Origin of the sequence: Paraperibacillus esterisolvens, assembly GCF_046237625.1 — a bacterium.
GTDB lineage: Bacteria > Bacillota > Bacilli > Bacillales > DSM-1321 > Paraperibacillus > Paraperibacillus esterisolvens.
Genome location: NZ_CP143545.1, coordinates 531052 through 552582 on the forward strand (window position 1 = coordinate 531052; position 21531 = coordinate 552582).

The 21531-nt window shown below is 45.9% G+C and carries 22 protein-coding genes and 2 pseudogenes; 19 read left to right on the plus strand and 5 right to left on the minus strand.

What is annotated here, in order from left to right:
- Window positions 1–12 precede the first annotated feature (12 nt).
- The 4 genes from V1501_RS02760 to V1501_RS02775 all read left to right on the plus strand — a co-directional run bounded on the left by V1501_RS02760 (window position 13) and on the right by V1501_RS02775 (window position 4267).
- A complete protein-coding gene (locus V1501_RS02760; RefSeq protein WP_409291336.1) occupies window positions 13–843 on the plus strand; it encodes a MetQ/NlpA family ABC transporter substrate-binding protein in 831 nt (276 codons plus the stop codon).
- A gap of 153 nt (window positions 844–996) precedes the next feature.
- Window positions 997–1404 (plus strand): RidA family protein, encoded by a 408-nt coding sequence (locus tag V1501_RS02765; protein WP_409291337.1) that lies wholly within the window; start codon window positions 997–999, stop codon window positions 1402–1404.
- A gap of 481 nt (window positions 1405–1885) precedes the next feature.
- On the plus strand, window positions 1886–3211 hold the full coding sequence (locus tag V1501_RS02770; protein ID WP_409291338.1) for a M14 family zinc carboxypeptidase: 1326 nt from the start codon (window positions 1886–1888) through the stop codon (window positions 3209–3211).
- 18 nt (window positions 3212–3229) lie between these two features.
- Entirely contained in the window at window positions 3230–4267 is a 1038-nt protein-coding gene (locus V1501_RS02775; RefSeq protein ID WP_409291339.1) for a M14 family zinc carboxypeptidase, read from the plus strand.
- A gap of 44 nt (window positions 4268–4311) precedes the next feature.
- Here V1501_RS02775 and V1501_RS02780 read toward each other — a convergent pair whose 3' ends face one another.
- A complete protein-coding gene (locus V1501_RS02780) occupies window positions 4312–5229 on the minus strand; it encodes a DMT family transporter (RefSeq protein ID WP_409291340.1) in 918 nt (305 codons plus the stop codon).
- A gap of 265 nt (window positions 5230–5494) precedes the next feature.
- On the opposite strand from V1501_RS02780, the gene V1501_RS02785 reads away from it, so the two are divergent.
- Both V1501_RS02785 and V1501_RS02790 read left to right on the plus strand, forming a co-directional pair.
- Window positions 5495–6004, plus strand: coding sequence for a DUF1456 family protein (locus tag V1501_RS02785; RefSeq protein WP_409291341.1), 510 nt, complete (start codon window positions 5495–5497; stop codon window positions 6002–6004).
- 6 nt (window positions 6005–6010) lie between these two features.
- Window positions 6011–6718: a M48 family metallopeptidase gene (locus V1501_RS02790; protein WP_409291342.1), complete on the plus strand. Its 708-nt coding sequence runs from the start codon at window positions 6011–6013 to the stop codon at window positions 6716–6718.
- 43 nt (window positions 6719–6761) lie between these two features.
- On the opposite strand, the gene V1501_RS02795 is transcribed toward V1501_RS02790, so the two are convergent.
- Window positions 6762–6893: a hypothetical protein gene (locus V1501_RS02795; RefSeq protein WP_409291343.1), complete on the minus strand. Its 132-nt coding sequence runs from the start codon at window positions 6891–6893 to the stop codon at window positions 6762–6764.
- A gap of 99 nt (window positions 6894–6992) precedes the next feature.
- Here V1501_RS02795 and V1501_RS02800 point away from each other — a divergent pair, with 99 nt between their 5' ends.
- Together V1501_RS02800 and V1501_RS02805 are read left to right on the plus strand one after the other, a co-directional pair.
- Entirely contained in the window at window positions 6993–7505 is a 513-nt protein-coding gene (locus tag V1501_RS02800; protein WP_409291344.1) for an SRPBCC domain-containing protein, read from the plus strand.
- Between the two features lie 127 nt (window positions 7506–7632).
- Complete coding sequence (locus V1501_RS02805; RefSeq protein ID WP_409291345.1) at window positions 7633–7974, plus strand: DUF1048 domain-containing protein; 342 nt, start codon at window positions 7633–7635, stop codon at window positions 7972–7974.
- 100 nt (window positions 7975–8074) lie between these two features.
- Here V1501_RS02805 and V1501_RS02810 read toward each other — a convergent pair whose 3' ends face one another.
- A complete protein-coding gene (locus V1501_RS02810) occupies window positions 8075–8782 on the minus strand; it encodes a DUF421 domain-containing protein (protein WP_409291346.1) in 708 nt (235 codons plus the stop codon).
- Between the two features lie 205 nt (window positions 8783–8987).
- On the opposite strand from V1501_RS02810, the gene V1501_RS02815 reads away from it, so the two are divergent.
- The 7 genes and pseudogenes from V1501_RS02815 to V1501_RS02845 all read left to right on the plus strand — a co-directional run.
- A complete protein-coding gene (locus tag V1501_RS02815; protein WP_409291347.1) occupies window positions 8988–10448 on the plus strand; it encodes a protein adenylyltransferase SelO in 1461 nt (486 codons plus the stop codon).
- A gap of 263 nt (window positions 10449–10711) precedes the next feature.
- Entirely contained in the window at window positions 10712–11722 is a 1011-nt protein-coding gene (locus tag V1501_RS02820) for an ABC transporter ATP-binding protein (RefSeq protein WP_409291348.1), read from the plus strand.
- Window positions 11703–12671, plus strand: coding sequence for an ABC transporter ATP-binding protein (locus tag V1501_RS02825; protein ID WP_101641360.1), 969 nt, complete (start codon window positions 11703–11705; stop codon window positions 12669–12671). Before V1501_RS02820 ends, V1501_RS02825 begins: the two co-directional genes overlap by 20 nt.
- A gap of 49 nt (window positions 12672–12720) precedes the next feature.
- Window positions 12721–14325 (plus strand): ABC transporter substrate-binding protein, encoded by a 1605-nt coding sequence (locus tag V1501_RS02830; protein WP_409291349.1) that lies wholly within the window; start codon window positions 12721–12723, stop codon window positions 14323–14325.
- Window positions 14326–14398: 73 nt separating this feature from the next.
- Window positions 14399–15403 carry an ABC transporter permease gene (locus V1501_RS02835; protein ID WP_409291350.1) on the plus strand — a complete coding sequence of 335 codons (1005 nt, stop codon included), beginning with the start codon at window positions 14399–14401 and terminating at the stop codon, window positions 15401–15403.
- A gap of 12 nt (window positions 15404–15415) precedes the next feature.
- On the plus strand, window positions 15416–16318 hold the full coding sequence (locus V1501_RS02840) for an ABC transporter permease (RefSeq protein ID WP_409291351.1): 903 nt from the start codon (window positions 15416–15418) through the stop codon (window positions 16316–16318).
- 100 nt (window positions 16319–16418) lie between these two features.
- Window positions 16419–16573 (plus strand): annotated as a pseudogene (locus V1501_RS02845) (IS5/IS1182 family transposase); the annotation flags it as partial.
- 157 nt (window positions 16574–16730) lie between these two features.
- On the opposite strand, the pseudogene V1501_RS02850 reads toward V1501_RS02845, so the two are convergent.
- Window positions 16731–17292 (minus strand): annotated as a pseudogene (locus V1501_RS02850) (AAA family ATPase).
- A 503-nt stretch (window positions 17293–17795) separates the two neighbouring features.
- Here V1501_RS02850 and V1501_RS02855 point away from each other — a divergent pair.
- Window positions 17796–18239 (plus strand): GyrI-like domain-containing protein, encoded by a 444-nt coding sequence (locus tag V1501_RS02855; RefSeq protein WP_409291352.1) that lies wholly within the window; start codon window positions 17796–17798, stop codon window positions 18237–18239.
- Window positions 18240–18284: 45 nt separating this feature from the next.
- On the opposite strand, the gene V1501_RS02860 is transcribed toward V1501_RS02855, so the two are convergent.
- A complete protein-coding gene (locus tag V1501_RS02860; protein WP_409291353.1) occupies window positions 18285–18926 on the minus strand; it encodes a pyridoxamine 5'-phosphate oxidase family protein in 642 nt (213 codons plus the stop codon).
- A 242-nt stretch (window positions 18927–19168) separates the two neighbouring features.
- Here V1501_RS02860 and V1501_RS02865 point away from each other — a divergent pair, with 242 nt between their 5' ends.
- The 3 genes from V1501_RS02865 (at window position 19169) to V1501_RS02875 (ending at window position 21341) form a co-directional block, all read left to right on the plus strand.
- On the plus strand, window positions 19169–19606 hold the full coding sequence (locus V1501_RS02865; RefSeq protein WP_409291354.1) for a MarR family winged helix-turn-helix transcriptional regulator: 438 nt from the start codon (window positions 19169–19171) through the stop codon (window positions 19604–19606).
- A gap of 43 nt (window positions 19607–19649) precedes the next feature.
- Window positions 19650–20417 carry a TerC family protein gene (locus V1501_RS02870; RefSeq protein ID WP_409291355.1) on the plus strand — a complete coding sequence of 256 codons (768 nt, stop codon included), beginning with the start codon at window positions 19650–19652 and terminating at the stop codon, window positions 20415–20417.
- A 138-nt stretch (window positions 20418–20555) separates the two neighbouring features.
- Window positions 20556–21341, plus strand: a complete 786-nt coding sequence (locus tag V1501_RS02875; RefSeq protein WP_409291356.1) for an SDR family oxidoreductase — start codon at window positions 20556–20558, stop codon at window positions 21339–21341.
- Window positions 21342–21531 lie beyond the last annotated feature (190 nt).

The following is a 21531-nucleotide window of genomic DNA, read 5'->3' on the forward strand; positions in this document are numbered from 1 at the left end:
GGAGGATAAATCATGAAGAAAATACTTTTACTTATCACGGCGCTCCTCATCGCCTTAGCCGGCTGCGGCAAGGAAGACGAAGCGAAAAATGAAAAAAAGGGACAGAATCAGAAGCAGGAAAAGACAACCTTGAAGGTAGCCTCTTTAATTCCGCCAATGACCGAGATCTTAGACCTTGTAAAGCCGCAGCTTAAAAAGGAAGGCATCGAGCTTGAAGTGAAGGTGCTGAGCGATAACGTCCAGCCGAACAGCGCCCTTGCAGCAAAAGAAGTGGATGCAAACTTCTTCCAGCACGTACCTTACATGGAGGAATTCAACCGTTCGAAAGGCGCAGACCTTGTTCCTGTGCAGCCAATTTACTTTGCCAATTACGGAGTATATTCCAAAAAATATAAATCCATGGATAAACTGCCTGAGGGCGCAACAATTGCCATCGCCAACGATGTCTCCAACATTGACCGTTCCCTGTCGCTTCTCGCACAGCATAACGTGATTTCTCTGAAGGAAAAGAAGGATGTCTATTATACAAAAGCAGACATCAAGGACAATCCTAAGAACCTTCAATTCAAAGAAGTGGATCTTCTGATGCTGGCCAGGATGTATGACGATGCAGATGCTGTCCTCATGACACCTGCCTATGCAGCGCCGCTTGGTTTGACTCCGAAGAGTGATGCCCTGCTTACCGAAGGCAGTGAAAATGACTTCGCGATCACCCTGGTGGCACGCAAAGATAATGCAGACTCAGAGCCGATCCAAAAGCTTGCCAAAGCCATGACAAGCCCGGAAGTCCGTAAATTCCTCGAAGAAAAATATGACGAAACTGCCATCCCGGCATTTAAATAAGGGAAGAAGGGCTGTCCGCTTTGGCGGATGGCTTTTTTTTTGCAGGAGAAGCATGGGCGGCTTTTGAAACAAGGGATTTTCTACTTTACAAAGAATTATAGGAGTATATCGACTGGCTGCAAACAAGCCCAACAGCCGCAAGGAGGCAATCATATGAGCGAATCGAAGTCTTTTCATAATCCGGAAAACCTGGCAGCCGTGGACTATCCCTATGCCAGCAGAATCCCGGCCGGAATGGATCTGCTCTTTCTCGCCGGGTCCTGCCCGCTTGATAAAGAGGGAAGGGTGCCATATCCCAATGATTATGCAGAGCAGGCAAAGCTGTGTGTGGAGAATATAAAGACCGTGCTGGCAGAGAGCGGGGGTACTTTAAAAAGCGTGGTGTATACAAGAATCCTGGTGGCTTCAACTAACCGGAAGGATCTGGTCACAGTCTGGAGAGCTGTGAGGGACGCACTTGGTGATCATAATACGCCAAGCACTCTGACCGGGGTGACTGTACTCGGCTATGAAGATCAGCTGGTGGAGATAGAGGCTGTGGCGGCGGTGAATCAGGGATAATTTCAGTAAATCAGGGATTTTTATGCTGGAGAGTGCGGAAAGTAATGAAAATATTAATATTATCAATAAATATTCATTTTATCCTAATCATTCAACCTGCTAAAATAGCATTTAATTACTTTACTAGCTGAAATCGAAGGGTTACTCGCGGCTTTACGTAATTTACTCGCCAAACCGGGGGTTTTACTAGCCGGAAATGAAATTTACTCGCGTATCCGGCTGTTTTACTCGCCAAAATCCATGATTTACCCGCCAGATATGGTTGCAATTAAAGAACGCTCACTGATGCCCGCTCCAGCCATTGCCAGCGGGCATTTTTATAAAAACAGGCTCTTATTCCCAGTGTCGAAATCGTCTATTAGTCTGTTAGCCCAATTTACTCCCGCCAGATTTCCTGTAAAATTTACAATAGATGTTTAAATTTTCTAATAATTCTTTTTGTAGGTCTTTAGGCATGTTAAACACTCAAAGGAGGATTTACATGAAAAAATTTTCAAAGATCGTGATACCAACAGTGCTCGCTTTGACGGCAGTGACTTCAACGACTGCGTGGGCTGATCCCCAGTCAAATCCCAATGGGCCATACATAGAAAATGAGCAGAATATTTCTCTGGCCAGTTATATGAGCAATGAGGATCTTTTTAAGAAGCTGCAGCAGCTGGAGAGTTCTTCAAAGGGCAAAATGAAGCTGGATATTGCAGGGTACTCCAATCTGGCACCTGACGGGTATGCGACGGGTGCAGATAAAGGAAGCCCTCTTTATGTAGCGAAATTTGGCAGTGCGGATCCGGGTAAGAAGAGGGTCCTCATAACGACTCAAATTCACGGGAATGAGCAGATCGGCACCGAGGCTGCGATTGATATCATCCAGAAGTTGTCTTCGGGCGGCAGGGAAGTTGAGGAGATACTGGATAAGGTGTCCATCTGGATTATGCCGCGCATCAATCCTGAAGGATCGGACAATCTTTTTGAAGACAAATGGTACCCAACCCGATACACCCATCAAACCTGGAAGCCGGAGGCAATCGGCCTGCCGTCAGGGACTGCTTTCCCTTGGTATTATAATGCAGATGGCAGCGAGCGCGCCCAGAACAATAACGGCCGGGTAGTTTACGGCATACCGGGATATGACCAGAACCGTGATTACAACCCGAATCTGGATTTTCGCATTGAGGATGAAGACAAAGCAGAGGTTGCGGCTTTCCTGAATAATAAGAGTTCAAATAACAGCAGGAATGGGGGCCTCTTTGTCACGGCTGAGTCCAGGACAGTATCAAGTGTGTTTAAGGAATTCAAACCTGATGTGTATGTAGATGTTCATCACCGCGGCTTCAATACAGTATCTGATGAAGATAACCGTTCTGTACCTGTTCAGCTGGCAGCCGTTGTGGCCACTCAGTCTTATACTGATCCATTCAGCGGGAAGACCTATGAAGTGGATAATGATGTGCTGAAGCTGGGCAAACAGGTAAATGCCCTTTCATATTTGTCGCTGCAGAGAGGCTTCTCACACTTTGGGGCAATCCAGAAATATCCTGATGTCAACCTGCCGGGAACAGCGCTTGGCGCATTTGCATTAAATGACGCAGCTATCATGCTGATCGAGATCAAGGGACAAAGCCAGACGCTTGGTCAGAAACAGAGCGGGATGCTGAAGGAAACGGTAAAGGCACCTCTTTATGATGTATTCAAGGGGCTCGCGGATGGCACGATCCACAGCATTGATCCGAAAATTTATGATGAAATACCTGAAGCGTCGAATTCCATCAGTGATCCTACGACCCGAGATGATGACAACGGTTTTTAACAATAAGGAGGAAGCAGTATGAAGAAAAAAGTGCTTTCCCTTTCCCTCTCGGCCCTGATTGCAGGCTCGTGCCTGGCATTCACTCCGGCAATGGCTGTTGGCAATGGTCCTGATGTGAAAGGAAATGAAACGGTACAGACCGCCATGCTTACGACTTATGATGAAATGGCGGATTTTTTAAAGAAACAGGATGACAAACAGCAGCAGATGGAGCTTGAAGTCATTGGCCAGACCGTGAAGGGCCGTGATCTCTATCTTGCGAAGTATATGAAAAACCCTGCTAACCCGACGATCCTTTTTCTGACGCAGCAGCATGGAAACGAAGCCCTGACAACAGAAGGGGCGCTCGATTATATCCGCCACCTTGGTTCCAATAGCCAGAAGATCAAGGATATGCTGGAAAACGTAAATATCCTGATCGTGCCGATGCTGAATGCCGATGGGGGAATGGGAGATGTCAACTTCCCGCTGGAAAATTATATGGCGAGCGGACGGCATCTTACACGGTATAACGCTGATAGAATTGACCTGAACCGCGATCATATCAACAAAGCAGCTCCGGAAACACGGGCGCTCCATGAGAATGTCCTGCAGAAATATAAGATTGACTATATGATTGATTTTCACCACCAGGGCACTCAGGAGGATTATTTCGGAAAGCTGACGTCCGGTTCCATCCTGACTCCTCAGAATCCCGATGTAGATCCCGAAGTGGCCCTGAATTCAAGAAAACTTGCCTCTGTCCTTCATCAGGGTGTAGATTCGACAGGCTGGGCTTTTATCCTTAAATATGATGAGCCAAGCCCTAATCCGAATGTAGCCTCCAATGCCATGGCCCTGCAGTATGGCATTTCCGTCATGCTGTTTGAAATGCGCGGAATGGCTGATCATTCCTATGAGCCGTATGTACTCGGCCAAAAATCAAATGGCTATCTTACAAAACAGGCTTTCCTGGCTATGGATTCCACAGCAAACGCCATTGCGGACGGGTCCATTAAGACCGCCGACCCCGGCATCTATGACAACCTGCCAGAACAGCATTACAGCTACGATTAACAAAAACCACAGACCTTCCAGCTGCTCTGAAGGTCTGTGGTTTTTTATCTTCTAAAAAGTCCGGCCAGAAAAGGGGGGATCCTCCCATTCACAATGACCACACCAATGATAATGAGAATTCCCCCGCATGCGGCGAGGATTGAGATCCTTTCCTGCAAAAGCAGGACGGCTGCCGCTAATGTTACAGCCGGCTCCAAATATAAAAACATCGAAACTCTGGAAGCTTCCAGTACTTCAAGCGACTTCCCCCAATACCAGTAGCCGACACCCGAAACGAAGATGCCGAGGAACAAGAGATGTGCCCATTGTGACTGATTCATCTCGGGGAGAGCTTCCCAACCTCTGTTCCGGATCAAGAAGGGAGTGGTCAGGATGAGGCCGGTCAGGCACATATAAAAGGTGATAACCAGTGACGTATACGGGAGGCTCAGGCTTCTTAGGAGGATGGAGTATACCGCCCAGTTCAGGGTGCTGAGGATCATGAGGAAAATGCCGATGTTCAAGGCAAGGTGAAAAGAATCACCGCTTCTTGCTGCGGTCACGAGCAGGACCCCGGTGATAGCGGCGGTCATTCCGGCTGCCCGCCCCAGTGTCATCTTTTCGTGCAGGAATAGAATCGAGAGGATGACTGTAAAGACCGGAGAGAAGGAAATGAGCCAGCCAGCTGAGGAGGCTTCGATGGTCAAAAGCGCTGTAGTCTGCAGAACCTGATGGATGAATACCCCGAGGACCCCGAGGACGATCAGATGCGGGATATGAGTGACAGAAATGCGAAGCCGGCTGCGCTGCAGTGTGAGGACTAAAAGCAGGAACAGCGCCCCAATGCCAAAGCGGAGGGCCAGCAGTGAATAGGGATCGAGCCTCACAAGTGCTGCTTTCGTCGAAACAAAGGATACTCCCCAAAAGCTGATCGCCATCAGGGCATAAATAGAAGCCGTTACTCTGGATCTTGATACATTCATAGACATTCCTTTCGGCAATAAAGTGGTTAGTCCATTTTATGCTTGTCCCGGTGGAAGATGAATGTGTTTTTGGTTTTTTGAAAGGACCCTGATCGAATGCCGAAAAAAGTTCATTCTTTCGTTAAATATACCAGTACAAAGAACAATGACTTCCACTCTGCTCCTCAATATGTTATTTTATTAGCTCTCATGTACGGTAAGTTTCGGCAAAAACGGTATAATAAGCAGTGAATAGTTACATGCGGCAGATACAGGAGGTACGCAGATGGATAATAATGATATTTTAATCAGAACAAGATATGCACTGGATATAAAGAATTCAGATATGGTCGAGATTTTTAAGCTTGGCGGAGTGGATGTGTCGAAGGATGAGGTTCTGAAGCTGCTGACGAAGACGAGAGACAGCTATGAGGATGAACCGGAAGAAAATGATGACCAGCTAAAGTGCAATAACAGGATGCTCGAGTCTTTCCTGAATGGGCTGATTACGTTTAAAAGAGGCCGTCAGGAGCCGAAACCGGGGCAGAGTGCCGTGCCGGCGCCTCCGGAGAGGACGGATGGCCATATCAATAATATCCTGCTGAAGAAAATCAAGATTGCGCTCGCACTGACGAGTGAGGATATGCTTGATATTTTTGACAGAGCGGGAATCAAGGTGACCAAAGGGGAACTGGGTGCTTTACTGCGAAAAGAGGGCCATAAAAATTATAAGGAATGCGGAGATAAGTTCGCGCGGAATTTCCTAAAGGGACTGGCCCTTAAATACAGGGTCTAAAGGCCGATGATTCATACGTATAATGGCGAGGCCGTTCATTATGAGGTGCAGTTTAAGAACCGGAAATCCTTTGGCATAACGGTTGATGGATATGGAATTGTCACGATCCTTGCTCCGAAGGGAACTCCTGAGCAAGATATAAAAGGATTGCTCGAGGCGAATTGGGCACCCATACAGGAAAAGCTGAAGGAAATGAAGGACAGGCTTTCAGGGCCGCAGGAGAAATCCTATGATCCGGGTGAAGGTTTTCTTTATCTCGGCAAGTCTTTCCCGATCGAGGTCTTTCATGATGCAGGTGTAGAGCAGGATCATGTTGTGTTCAATGGCAGTATACTGTACATCTATGTAAAGCATCGCGAGGAGGAGCGGATCCGCCAGGCGCTGAAGCGGTTTTATTACCAGCAATGCAAGACCCTGGTGGAGGCCGGCATCCAGTCGTATCAAGTATATTTCAAATTAAAGCCCCGTTCGATCCGGATCACTGACAGCAAGACCACATGGGGGACCTGTGACTCCAAGCAGAAGCTGACCTTTAACTGGAAGCTGGCGATGGCTCCCCGGTCTGTTATTGATTATGTAGTCGTCCACGAGATGTGCCATATGGTTCACCTGAATCATGACCGCTCCTTCTGGCGCCTTGTCGGCCGGATCATGCCCGATTATGAGGAAATGGAAGATTGGCTGGCCGCTTCGAGCTGGAGAATGACGGTTTAATAGTATACTAAAATAGAAAAGTGAGCTTTTTCTTTTATTAAGCTCAGATAAGTTTATCAAATGCAATGGAGTGCTGGGCGTTAATAAAGTCAACAGAACGGCCATCCGCTGAAAGAAGCGGATGGTTTTTTCGTGCAGGGTTCAGCAGGAGAGCAGCGGACGTGTGGAGAATCATAAAGGAGACGCCTGCTGCAGCTAGCAGGCGATTGCTAAATTTTATGGGTCCAGTCATCCAGGGAAGCTTGAAAATAATATTCCAGGGAGGAACTGTAAAATGCCGACAGCAAAAATGGTCTCAAGAGTTGAAGGAAGCCAAATCATTCTGGAGCGTGAGTTTGATGCTCCAGGGGAGCTTGTATTCAAAGCGTTTACAGAAGCAGAACATCTGAAGCAGTGGTGGGGCCCGCGCGGCTGGGAGCTCACCGTGTGTAACATTGATTTCCGTGAAGGTGGAACCTGGCATTACTGCATGAAGTGCATGGATAAGAATCAGGGAGACTTTTACGGAATGGAATCCTGGGGCAAGGCGGTTTATGAGGAGATTGTCGATGGAGAAAAGATCGTTTATGTCGATTATTTCTCTGATGCAGAGGGAAATGAGGCCGACGGGCTGCCCTCCACACGAAGTATCCTGGCTTTTGAAGAACAGGACGGCAGGACCAGGGTCGTAAACCGCGCCGAATACAACACAGCGGAAGAGCTGCAGAAGGTTCTCGATATGGGTATGGAGCAGGGCATTACCGAAACCTGGGACCGGCTGGCTGAATATGTGGTGTCGAAAAAGTGAATAAGGTTTGAAGAAACGGCCGCCAGGTTTATCTTGGGCGGCCTTTCTATTTTCGTTATACGAAATCAATTAGTCGTATACATTAATTAGCTCCTTTTTATCATTTACAATCTAAAGGAGAAGAAGCATGAACATTTTTGAAAAAATTCTTGGAAGTCTGGATGAAAAGAGGGAGTGGAAAGAGATAGAGGCACGTGCAAAGACGCTTCCAAGTGAATATCACAGCGCTTACAAAGCCATCCAAAAATATATGTGGACTGCTGGCGGCGGACCCACCGGGTGGAAGGATATCAGCCGTATTTATAATGGGATTCTTGATCTATTTGAAGAAGGTGCAGCGGAAGGAAAGAAAGTTACTGACCTCACGGGTAAGGACGTGGAAGCATTCTGTGACGACCTCGTGAAAGATGAGCCAACATGGAAGGATAAATACCGAAAGAAGTTGAACGATACGATCGGCAGGGTTTAACCATACTGAAAAATTTCGTTCTTTGGGTTGAGGTGTTAGGAAAGAATGAAACCAAGGGTTTGCTCCAGGGTCCCTGGTTTTACTAATAATATGCTAAAAGCTATTTATACAAAAACACCTTCAGGCTGTCATCCCTGTCAACCGTGGCGAGCAGCACCTTTTCCACTTCGGTTCCATACCTGCCCTTAAGGGTCGTTATCACCCAGTCTGTATCCTTCTGGATTTCCTTTAGCACATCTGGGATGATCCGGCCTTCTTTTATAATGGTTCTGGGCAGAAAAAAAGGCTCGGTTTTGATTCCGGAAAGAGCGGGGGTGAGTGGTTCGTACTTGGGATCCAGGAAGACTGAGAGCTTTCCACCCGCTTCCCATGTTGCCAGGGCAACCTTTTTCACATCGGCTATCTTATCCTGGCGAAGTTCCTCCAGCAGGACATCAATGGTGATCCTGGCCTTCTTCAAGCCTTCATACAAAATTCTGCCGTTTTTGACAACCGTGACCGGCTTATGATTGACCAGATTCCTGAACCAGGGCCATTTCAAGATCAGGAGGATGCCGGATAAATACAGGGCCACCAGGACAATGGTGGTGGTCACCGAACCCTTTAAGCCCAGATGCTGATCAGACAGCGGATGGGCGATGATGTTACCGATAACGAGGGCTATGACAAAATCAAGGAGCCTTAGCTGGGAAATGGCACGCTGTCCCAATATCCTGGCAACCAGCACTAAAAAAACGAAGGCAACCACTGCCCGCAGGATCCATTCTATCGTCGTCAGGGCTTCCTGGTCCTGATAAAAATCAAGCATCTAACTCATCCTCCCGCATGAGAATTCACTATGCTTAGTCTGCCTTCCCCGGTATATAATGATGCATGAGAGGGCCAGTCCCCCCTACAGTTCTCTGCCGTAAAATGCGCTATAATTAAAAAGTCAGGAGCAGCCATTTTGTAGTGTCCTCCCTGTGTATTTAGGGAAAAGTAAATCAAAAGCCAGAATATAAAGGAGCCTTCCCATGACAAAACAAGCAGGATGGAACCTGGAAAATACGTATTCGAGTCTTCCGAAAACCTTTTATACCAAGCAGAATCCGCAGCCAGTTGAGGATCCCGGTTTGGTGATTCTGAACGGAAAGCTGGCAGAGTCGCTTGGATTGGATACAGATGTACTTCAAAGTGAAGAGGCTGTCAATATACTTGCCGGAAATGCCGTGCCGGATGGAGCAGAGCCGCTTGCCCAGGCCTATGCCGGGCATCAATTCGGACATTTCACCATGCTCGGTGACGGCCGGGCTGTGCTCATCGGGGAACAGGCGGCCCCGTCCGGCGGACGGTATGATATCCAGCTGAAGGGGCCGGGACGGACGCCTTACTCCCGCGGCGGTGACGGCCGGGCGGCACTAGGGCCGATGCTTCGCGAATATATCATCAGTGAAGCGATGCATGCACTCGGCATCCCGACCACCCGTAGCCTGGCTGTGGTGGCAACCGGTGAAGCGGTCCTCAGGGAAACCCCGCTTCCAGGTGCCATCCTGACACGGGTCGCTGCCAGCCATCTCCGTGTCGGCACATTCCAATATGCTTCCAGGTTCGCATCGGTTGATGACCTGCAGGCACTGGCCGATTATGCCATCGACCGCCATTACCCGGAAATCAAGGAAGATGATAACCGGTATCTTTCCCTTTTGCGTGCGGTAATTGAGCGCCAGGCCATGCTGATCGCCAAGTGGCAGCTTGCCGGCTTCATTCATGGAGTGATGAATACTGACAACATGACCATCAGCGGGGAAACGATTGATTATGGACCATGCGCATTCATGGATGTTTTTGATCCGGCCACTGTCTTCAGCTCGATTGATGTCCAGGGCCGCTATGCTTTCGGAAATCAGCAGAACATCGGCGGCTGGAACTTGGCGCGCTTTGCCGAGACCCTGCTGCCGCTGCTGAATGATGACGAAAACAAAGCTATTGAAAGCGCCCAGGAGGCGATTGCCGATTATAGCAAGATCTACTTCCGTGACTGGCTCGTCGGCATGAGGGCAAAGCTTGGCCTGTTCGGCGGGGAGGAGGCAGACAAAGACTTGATTGAAAATCTTCTTAGCATGATGCAGAAGCACCGGGCCGACTACACCAATACCTTCCGGGCCCTTACATTTGGCAGGCTTGATGAAACCACCTTTTCCGGAACTCCAGAATTTGAGACTTGGTACAGGGCCTGGCAGGAGAGGCTGTCAAGGCAGGAAGAGACAGCGGAAGCCTCGCAAGAACTGATGAAAAACAGCAACCCTGCCGTGATCCCGCGGAACCACAGAGTTGAAGAGGCACTCGAGGCCGCCGCGGAGGATGGAAATCTTGATCCGATGATGAAACTCCTGGCTGTTCTCTCAAAGCCGTACGCCCATACGCCAGAGCAGGAAGAATACACTTTAGTGCCTGCAGCGGGCAAGGTTCCTTACCGGACATTTTGCGGCACATAACGCGGCACCACGAAAAAAAAGCTTGTGCATCCCAGGCAGCTGAAAAAGCTTTTTCTGCATTTAATTAATCAAGCTTTTTTTCGGGCGTAAAATATTTCTTAAAAAAACAGTCGATTTTCTTATGGATCGACTGTTTTTTGTTTTTTGAGTAAAAAACTGAGAAGATTTCAAATTATTTCAATTGAATATTGTTAAGTAATCAGAAAAATGTCATAATTCAATCATATTCTATTAATTACATATATCCCCAAGAGAAAGGAGTTATGTCCTTGAACAAACCAATCATAGAAGTGAAAGAGCTGAAAACAAGCTTTCGGACGGATGAAGCTGAAATACCTGTAGTAAACGGAATCAGTTTTCACATTAATCCTGGGGAGATCCTCGGTATAGTGGGAGAATCCGGCTGCGGGAAAAGCGTTACCTCCTTATCAATCATGGGTCTTGTTCCTTCACCCTCGGGAAAGGTTGAAGGAGAAATTCTTTTTAAGGGAGAAAACCTTGCTGATGCCCCGGAATCCCGGATGAGAAAGATTCGCGGGAATGACATTGCAATGATTTTCCAAGAACCGATGACGAGCTTAAATCCAGTGTTTACAATTGGCGAGCAGTTAATTGAATCTATAAGAATACATAGAAAATGGAATAAAAAAATGGCTGAAGCCAGGGCTGTAGAGATGCTTAGGCTTGTTGGCCTGCCAAGAGCCGAGGACCTGATCAGGGAATATCCCCACCAGCTCTCGGGAGGAATGAGACAGCGTGTGATGATAGCCATGGCTATGATCTGCGACCCGGCACTTTTAATAGCTGATGAACCAACAACCGCACTCGATGTAACGATACAGGCACAAATTCTGGAGCTAATGAAGAAATTAAATAAAGAAACAGAGACAGCCATCATGATGATCACCCATGACCTGGGTGTAGTGGCTGAAATTTGTGAACGTGTTGCAGTGATGTATTCAGGGCGAATTGTGGAAGAAGCGGATGTCAGAACTATTTTCCAGGATCCAAAACATCCCTATACGATCGGCCTGATTCAATCTGTACCTGATATGAGGGATAAAAAAGAACGATTATACTCCATACCCGGCAATGTACCAAAGCCCGGGGCTGCCAAGCCCGGCTGCCCATTTGCACCCCGCTGTGCCCATGCGATGGAGAAGTGCGTAACTAAAACTCCTTCGCTGAAAAGTTTAAACGATGGCCAGAAAGTCAGGTGCTGGCTGTATGAGGATGGAAAAGGAGTAAAGCTGAATGACACAGCCATTAGTTAAGGTAGAAAACTTAAAAAAACACTTCCCGATCAGAGGAGGACTTCTGGGCAAAACAATTGGTGAAGTAAAAGCAGTTGATGGAATTTCATTTTTTATCAATAAAGGTGAGACGCTTGGACTTGTAGGTGAAAGCGGCTGCGGGAAATCCACAACCGGCCGGATGCTGCTTAGGCTGTTAGACCCGAGTGAAGGGAAAATATTTTTTGAGGGAACAGATATTACGGAGCTGCCGGCTGCTGATATGAGAAAGATGCGGCGGGAAATGCAGATGGTTTTTCAGGATCCATATGCATCGCTAAACCCAAGGCATACTGTTAGGAAAATACTCGAGGAACCATTAATCGTTCATGGTGTGAAGGATAAGGCTGAACGGAAAAAACGGGTCAATGAATTACTTGAGATTGTAGGTCTCAGCAGCTATCATTCCAATCGTTACCCACATCAGTTCAGCGGCGGTCAGAGGCAGAGAATCGGGATTGCCCGTGCGCTGGCAGTAAACCCCAAATTAATCATTGCAGATGAGCCAGTCTCGGCTCTCGACGTTTCTATTCAATCACAGGTCCTGAATCTTTTGCAGGATTTGCAGAAAGAATTCGACCTGACATACCTTTTTATCGCTCATGACCTGGGAGTAGTCCGGCATATCAGCGACCGAGTGGGTGTGATGTATCTCGGCCATATTGTAGAGCTTGCAGATAGTGAAGACATTTACAGCAGCCCTAAGCACCCATATACACAAGCGTTATTATCGGCGGTTCCTATACCTGATGTCGAGCATAAAAAAGAAAGAATCATCCTTCAAGGGGATGTGCCTAGTCCAGCAAACCCGCCAAAAGGCTGTCCGTTCCATACAAGGTGCCCTAAGGTTATGGATATATGCAGCTCTTCAAGGCCGATTTTCAAACAAGTAAGTCCAGGTCATTATACAGCCTGTCATTTATATGAATGACAGTAAGTATATATATTAAGTACCATCATTTCAAAGGGGGATAAGAAATATGAAAAAGAGTTTATGGTATGTATTTGCCTGTCTGCTTGCTTTTTCACTTGTACTGTCCGGCTGTAGTTCTTCAAAAAGCAGCAGCGGTGAAAAAGGCGGCAGCGGTAAAAAAGGATACACCCTTATTTATGGACGGGGCGGTGATTCGACAGCTCTTGATCCGGCTGTGACAACAGAGGGAGAATCCTTTATTGTTACGGAACAGATTTTTGAAAATCTAGTAACCTATGGGAAAGATAATACTGAAATAGAACCTTCACTTGCAAAATCCTGGGAAGTTTCACCGGATTCCCTGACTTATACTTTTACCTTAAATGAAGGAATCAAGTTCCATGATGGAACGGACTTTAATGCAGAAGCGGTTGTAAAAAACTTCCAGCGCTGGGCAAAAAGTAAAGATGAGGCAAAATTTGCTTACTATCCTTCTATGTTTGGCGGATTTGAGGGTGATGAAGGCCACGTAATTAAAGAAGTAAAAGCGGTCGATGAAAAAACTGTTGTATTTACTCTTACACGCCCTCAAGCTCCGTTCTTAAAAAATCTGGCGATGAGCACTTTTGCTATTGCAAGTCCAACTGCATTTGAAAAAGATGGAGACAATTTCACTAAAAATCCTGTTGGTACAGGTCCTTTTAAATTCAAATCTTGGAAAAAGAATGACACGATTGAAGTAGTAAAGAACGATAAATACTGGAAAAAGGGACTGCCTAAGCTTGCCGGTGTTAAGTTCAAGGTCATAAAGGATAACTCAGCCCGCTTAAATGCATTGATTAAAGGTGAAATCGACTTGATGGATGGCTTAAATCCAAGTGATATGCCTAAAGTCAAAAAGGACAGCAAACTGCAGTTATTTGAGCGTCCGTCTATGAACGTCGGCTATTTCGGATTTAATACAGAGAAAGAACCGTTTAATAAAAAAGAGGTCCGCCAGGCAATCAGCCATTTAATCAACAAGCAGGATATTATTACAAACTTCTTTGAAGGTACAGCAGAGCCGGCTAAAAACCCAATGCCGCCTTCTGTCAGCGGTTATAATAAAGATATCCAGGACTATGAATACAGTGTAGAAAAGGCAAAAGAACTGCTGAAAAAGGCTGGGCTTGAAAAAGGGTTTAAAATGGACCTGTGGGCTATGCCAGTACCACGTCCGTATATGCCTTCCGGTCAAAAAGTTGCTGAAGCTATACAGGCAAGCCTTAAACAAGTCAATATCGATGCAAAGATTGTGACGTTTGAGTGGGGAACATATCTTGAGAAGGTTCAAGCAGGTGAAGCACCAACATTTATGCTTGGCTGGACAGGAGATAATGGAGATGCCGATAACTTCCTTTATACATTACTTGATAAAGATACGATTGGATCAAATAACTATGCCCGTTACAGCAATGAAAAAGTTCATAAATTGCTGGTAGAAGCGCAGTCTACTGCAGATGAAAATAAACGTAATGAATTGTACCAGCAGGCACAAGTCATTATTCATGAAGATGCTCCTTGGGTTCCGCTTGTTCATTCTAAGCCGCAGCTGGCTGGTTCGAGCAGCATTAAGGGATTTGTTCCGCATCCAACTGGGTCTCAATCCTTCGTAGACGTATCTGTAGACTAATTAAGTGGAACAGGGAGTATGGATCTCTTCATACTCCCTGATCTTATGATGTTTTAGGAAGAGGTGAGCGGATATGTTCTCATACACGATACGGCGGTTAACTGCACTTATTCCAGTCCTGCTCGGAATGACTTTCATAGTATTTATGATGATTCGCGCCATACCCGGCAATCCAGCCCAAATTATATTAGGCCAGCAGGCAACTAAAGAAGCCATGGCGGCTTTAACCAAGGAGCTTGGCCTGGACAGGCCCTGGCCCACTCAATTTTGGGAATATTTAACCGGAATTTTCACGGGTGATTTAGGAGTTTCATTAAAATCAAGAGTACCGATCTCTGAGGAAATATGGCCATATCTTGCGGCTACCATTGAACTGTCATTAGTGGCGATGCTGATCGCCATTGTGATAGGGGTTAATGCAGGAATCATTTCCGCTTGGTTCCAAAACTCCTGGTTTGACTACGCTGCAATGGTCGTCGCGCTGATTGGTGTTTCTATGCCGATCTTCTGGCTGGGATTAATGGAGCAATACATAGTTGCCATTCAATGGGACCTGCTGCCAACAACAGGAAGAGATAATATACGGGATCCTGTTGAGGCTGTTACTAATTTTTATTTAATTGATTCGTTATTGAACCATAGATTTGATCAATTTATCGAAGTTATTAGACATTTAATTCTCCCGGGTATTGCACTTGGAACCATCCCAATGGCGATTATTGCCCGAATGACCCGGTCGTCCATGCTTGAGGTCATGAGATCGGATTACATACGGACAGCACGGGCGAAAGGGATGAAAATGTTCTGGGTAGTGTACAAACATTCATTAAAGAACGCATTAATTCCGGTAGTTACTGTAATAGGACTGCAGACTGGCCTTCTTCTTGGAGGAGCTATTTTAACTGAAACGATCTTCGGCTGGCCTGGCATAGGCACTTATATATACGAAGCAATATCCTACCGTGATTATCCCGTGATCCAATCTGGTATTCTTGTAGTGGCGGCTATATTCGTACTAATCAATCTGGTGGTTGACCTGCTGTATGCAGCGATTGATCCAAGAATCAAGTATAAATAGGAGGGAATAAAGATGGCAGAACTTGCACACAGCACTCCTCCCGCGGTTCCTCCTCCAATAGCTGAGGAGCAGGCAGTATCCCCCTGGAAAGAGGCTTGGAAAAGCTTTAGAAAAAATAAGCTGGCCATTGTTGGATTATCGATTGTTCTATTTTTTATATTACTCGCTTTGTTCGCCGATTTCATCGCACCATACGAATTCGCTGACCAGAAACTTGCGGACAAGCATCTGCCTCCATCATCAGAGCATCTCTTTGGTACAGACCAGTTTGGGAGAGACATCCTAAGCCGTGTTATTTATGGAGCCAGGATATCACTTGGGGTAGGATTCATATCTGTTGCCGGTTCTGTAATTGTAGGTTCATTTCTAGGCATCATTGCTGGTTATTATGGGAAATGGGTAGATACTATTATTTCTCGATTTTTTGATATTCTACTTGCTTTCCCAAGTATTCTGCTTGCTATAGCAGTAGTGGCAGTCCTTGGGCCGTCATTGCGAAATGCATTGATTGCCATTGCTATTATTAATGTTCCAACCTTTGGACGCCTGCTCAGGTCAAGGGTGCTTACTGTTAAAGAAGAAGAATACATAACCGCTGCAAAAGCCATAGGAATGACGGACAGCCGGATCCTGATCCATCACATCCTGCCAAACAGCCTTGCTCCAATCATTGTGCAAGGCACGCTGGCAATTGCAACAGCTATCATTGAAGCTGCTGCATTGGGATTCTTAGGGATGGGAGCCCAGCCGCCTGCACCTGAATGGGGAAAAATGCTGGCGGACTCACGTGAGTTTATCCTTGATGCCCCTTGGACCGTATTATTTCCGGGACTGGCTATTATGCTTACCGTATTAGGCTTTAACTTAATGGGCGACGGCTTAAGGGATGCCCTGGATCCAAGAATGAAAAACTAATAGATAAAAAAACAGCACTTTAACGAAGGCACTGAAAAAGTCCTTAAAAAAGGTAGAAATTCTCATTTAGTTGAGAGTATCTACTTTTTTATTTTGTAATAAGGAAAAAGCGAAGGAACGCTATAAGATTGAGGCAAATATAAGTGAATTAGACACGGGTATAATGCAGCGAAATCCTCAGGTCTAATTGGCATGGTACAAGGAGCCACTGCCATATTCATGGTCAACTTAAAGAGAATAATAAAGTTAAATGGTATAAAAAAGATGTTTTCCCACTACAAAAACAAGAAAAAAGCCAACTCTCCATTCTTAAGATACCTAAAATGAGAGTTGGCTTAATTTGTAAGATTTAAGGCGGACTGAAAAAATGACAGATTTTCAGTGCTCTCGGGCATCCAGGCGTTTTTTTGTATTATAATTGGAATCTTTCCTTAATAATCCTGGCAGTTTCTTCCGCACTCAAATGCGTATTATTTATTCTGATATAGTTTTCCTTGTTTATTTCACCTTCTAAAGAATTCAATCTGTATTTCTTCGCTGTCCATTTCAGTTCGCCTTCCGACCATTCAATATTCCGTTTGGACGGCTTATGTTCAAGTCTATTGGGGGATGTATTACGCTCAAGCCTTTCTTCAAAATCAGCCTCAAGCTCCACATGGTAAACGGTGAATCCCCTGGACTCAAACAACTGAGTAACTTCAGCCGCATAATCCCAGTCTCCCTGCAGGTCAAAGGCCCACACATAAGTGAAAATCATTCCATATAGATCGCTCTTTGACACTTCTTCAAAAATCTCCTGTCGGAACAGACGCACTAACCGCTTTCCTTCCTGCGTACTGTTAGTCGAAGAAAGGATTGACCAAATCAATCGTCATATGATTATGAAAAAGCTTCAAATCCGTTAGTTTTGCTAACTCCTGCCCAACCGTCATCTTACCAACCGCCTGGGGGCCAAACATCAGAACAAATTTCATAAGCTCTCTCCTATAAGCGTTTTGGTAATTTTAACATAAATTTACAGAGATTCTATTAAAAAGAATGGTTGGAGGGGAGGCATCAATGGGAGTTAGAGAGTTGAAAATTATAGATAAAACACAAAAAGTAATCAAAATCATCATTGCTTTCTCCGTTTGTGCTCCATTTTGAAGAAAAACTGCCTTGCTGCATCCCGATCAGCTCCCTAAATCAGCTGTTACTAACCAAAGAGAACACGATACTCGCCGATTGGTGAACTTTACTATCGGAAACTGGTAATTTACTATCCGAACTAGGAATTTACTCGCCGAACCGGCCAGTTTACTATCCGAAAACACTGAATTACTCGCCGAAGGGCGGTTCAGACCAATCCTTATGTGCAGAGTGGAAACTCCATTTAGCAGCCATATTATTTTGCGTGGTCTTTTCTCCAATTTTTGTATAAGATAAAACTATAAAACTTCCAGAATTATACACAGAACTAACTCTAGGAGGATGTGCTATGCCATTCACAATCGTACATAAAACATTCAAGTCAATCGGAATGAAAAACAGGGGGAGATTCAGCGAGTTTGCAAGTGCAGTGCCAAAGAATGCACAGAAGTTCATGAGCAGGATGGACGAGCTGGAGGACCATTCAGGAACCGAAATTGCATTCTTTGAACCAAAAAGGGGAGAGGATCATCTTGAAGGCGGGTATTACGTGGGAATCACGGTCACCCGTAAACCTGGGGAAGTCCCATCAGGCATGGAATACCTGGAAATCACCCACACTTATGCAGCTGCAAGGGGCGAAATATCTGAACTTGGATCTCTGCATTCACAACTCAATGCTTGGATTCGGGAACAGGGCAGGCATATGAATCAAGAGGCGTATATTGTTGAATTGTATTTTCCTAAGGAGGATGGGGAGGAAGTGGAGATTTATATTCCAATCCAGGAATGATGAAATAGCCGAGCCAGCGGCAGCTGCTGGCTCGGCTATTTCTTCTTAATAGAGTCTTTGCGTGTAGCCTTCATTTAATTCCTTTTCTACTTGCTCAGGAGTCGCATTCGGTATTTTGGCGTGAGCGATCAGCATCTTAGGGGCCGAAGGGAGGCTCTCTTTCGTCAGCCATGAATTCGGATCCCATAACTTTGACCGGATGAATGCTTTAGCACAATGGATATAACATTCCTTTACCTCTACCAAAATACCAAATGCAGGAAATTTCCCGTTAACGACGCTCTTCTTCAACAGCTCAGGATCCCGGCAAATATAGGCTTTACCATTTATCCTTAATGTCTCCCCGAGCCCAGGTATGAAAAACAGGAGCCCTATATGAGGATTGGTGATGATGTTATGTATAGAATCCATTCTTTTATTTCCCGGCCGTTCTGGAATAAATAAATGCTGCTCATCAACGACTGTCACAAATCCGGGCGCATCTCCCCTCGGTGATGCATCACATTGTCCGTCAGCATGGGACGTGGATAAAGATAAAAATGGTGCCTTAGAAATAAATTCTGCACAATGCACATCAATATAGGAGATCACTTTATTTGCAGCCCGTGCACTGGGAGTGCCGATCGTGGAACGGAATTCTTCAAACTCTGCTTGTGTTGTGATGATGTTTTTGTATTTGGCTGTCATGGGATCACCTCTCGGAAATGGAATGTATAGCAATAGTATCATGTTGTATTACCAAATTATCCTATAAAAATAGAAATATACCAGAAAGTTTAATGGGGGAGGATAATATTTGCTATAGAAGGAGAAAGGGTCAATATCTTAGAACTCTTCTTTCCCAGGCAGATAATTTGAAGGGAAGAAGTATATATTATATAATATATATGAATTATATATAATATAGTTTATCTTTAGGTGGGGTCAGTATGGTCGTTGTCGATTTTAAGAATACGCTTTGGAATTATACGAGAAAAATTAGTGAAAATACCAATATTATTATTTCATCGCTTTGTGAGCGCTATGGACTGACGAGCCTGCAGGTCCGGATCCTGGTTGAAATCCAGCAGCAGGGCTCGCATACGATTGGCAGTCTGGCATCAAAGGTGAATATTGCCGGCACCAATATTTCCACGATGTGCAAGAAGCTTGAGAAGCAGGGATTTGTGGAGCGTGTGAGGGACTCGGCGGACGAGCGGGTTGTAAAGGTTGTTCTTTCTGAGAGAGGGAAGGAAGCCGTTCGGGAAATTAATGAAGAATTGCTTGGGAAGATTTCCGCTTCCATTAAAGATGAGTCGGATGAGTCCCTGCAGGATATTATAGACGGTCTTAAGAAGCTGAACGAACTGCTTGAGAAAATGAGGTAGTTTTTGGGGATACTTACACTAGTATTATACAATAAAGGAGCTATTGAGAATGTGGCAGGAAATTTTATCAACGTACTCGTCAATGTTCGACGGCCAGATGTGGGCCGAGGTGCTCACTTCATCAGAGGCATGGGGGATGATTTTGTCTCTGGCTGTGCTTGAATGTATATTATCCGCGGATAACGCACTCGTGCTGTCCGCTTTCGTTAAGCCGCTGCCAAAGGACCAGCAGAAGAAAGCCTTGGTTTACGGGCTGTGGGGAGCTTATCTCTTCCGTTTCATCTTCATTGGTCTTGGAACATTCCTGATCAAGCTCTGGTTCATTAAACTGATTGGTGCGCTGTATCTATTATGGCTCGCCGTCAAATTCTTCATCGAAAAATTCAAAAGCTCAGAAGGCGGGGCAGGGGATGCGGCCGTTTCGCCTAAAGGCTGGATGGTCAAAACCTTCGGCTTCTTCTGGGCAACTGTCATTTCTGTTGAATTGATGGACCTTGCTTTTTCTGTCGACAGCATCCTGACTGCACTTGCAGTATCCGAAAAGGTATGGGTGCTGCTGCTCGGCGGAATGATCGGAATCCTGCTGATGCGTGGAGTCGCCACTTTCTTCATTGCTTTAATGAACAGAGTGCCTGAGCTTGAGACAACAGCTTATGTTCTGATTACCTTCATCGCAGTAAAAATGGGCCTTACCCTGATTCATATTCATATACCAAATGAAGTGTTCATTGGCATCATGATTCTGGCGTTTGTTATCACCTTTATCATTCATTCCATCCGCAAGAACAGGGCGGGGAAGTTTTCACATTAATAGAGTGCCCCGTTTGTGTGCTGTCTGCAGTGCACAGACAGGGCGTTTTTTTGTCTTATCAGCCCTTCTCATGTTTACCTCCCCTCCGAATGGGAACGAAAGATATTATGCAGCTTTTTAGGAGGAGGAGGAGTTTTAATGGCTAAAACAATTTTTATTACAGGTGCCGGAAGCGGACTTGGGCGAGGAGCGGCAATTGGACTGGCGAAGAGAGGGCATAAGGTGATTGCGACGACGGAAATTACGGCCCAGGAAACGGATCTTAAAAGGGAAGTACGGGAGCTTGGCCTTGATATGGAAGTGTTCAAGCTCGATATCACGAATGAACGGGACCGGAGGCAGATGGAGGAGCATGACTTTGATGTTTTCGTCGCCAATGCGGCGATCAATGAAGGCGGTCCGCTGGCAGAAGTGCCAATGGACAGGTTCCGTGCCCTGTTTGAGGTGAATGTGTTTGCGACGCTTGAGACGGTGCAAATCGCTGCACGTAAATTCGTGGAGAAGGGAAGCGGGAAGATTGTTTTCATGAGCTCGATGGCCGGAATTTCAGCGACTGCTTATGTGGGGCCGTATACGGCGACCAAGCATGCGATCGAAGGCATTGCTTCCACGATGAAAACAGAGCTTGAAAGCTTTGGCATACAGGTGGCGACCATTAATCCAGGGGCATTTGCAACAGGCTTCAATGACAGGAGTGCCGAGGAAAAATATAAGTGGTTTGATGAGAACAAGAATTTTACCCGTCTGGAGGATATGAAAAAGCAGGAAGAGGGGCTGGAGAAGCAGTTTGACCCTGAATCGATGATTGAGAAAATGATTGAGATCATTCCGGCGGATAATCACAAGTTCCGCACCGTTTTCCCCGAGGAAACGGAGGAGCAGCTGAAAAAGACGGAGCAGGAACGCTGGGAAATGAAGATATAAGGTAGGAAGCATCTGCCATCCATGCAGATGCTTTTTTTCTTTGAATAGTGGCGGAGCTGCATGTATCAAAGGGTCCCTGTGAACATCATTGTTTATCCGGATATTTTCAAGGTGAAGATCGGTATATAAACAGGGGCGCACTTGCTGTAGAATACTAGTGTAGAAGTTTTTGGGAAGGGAGCGGCTGGAA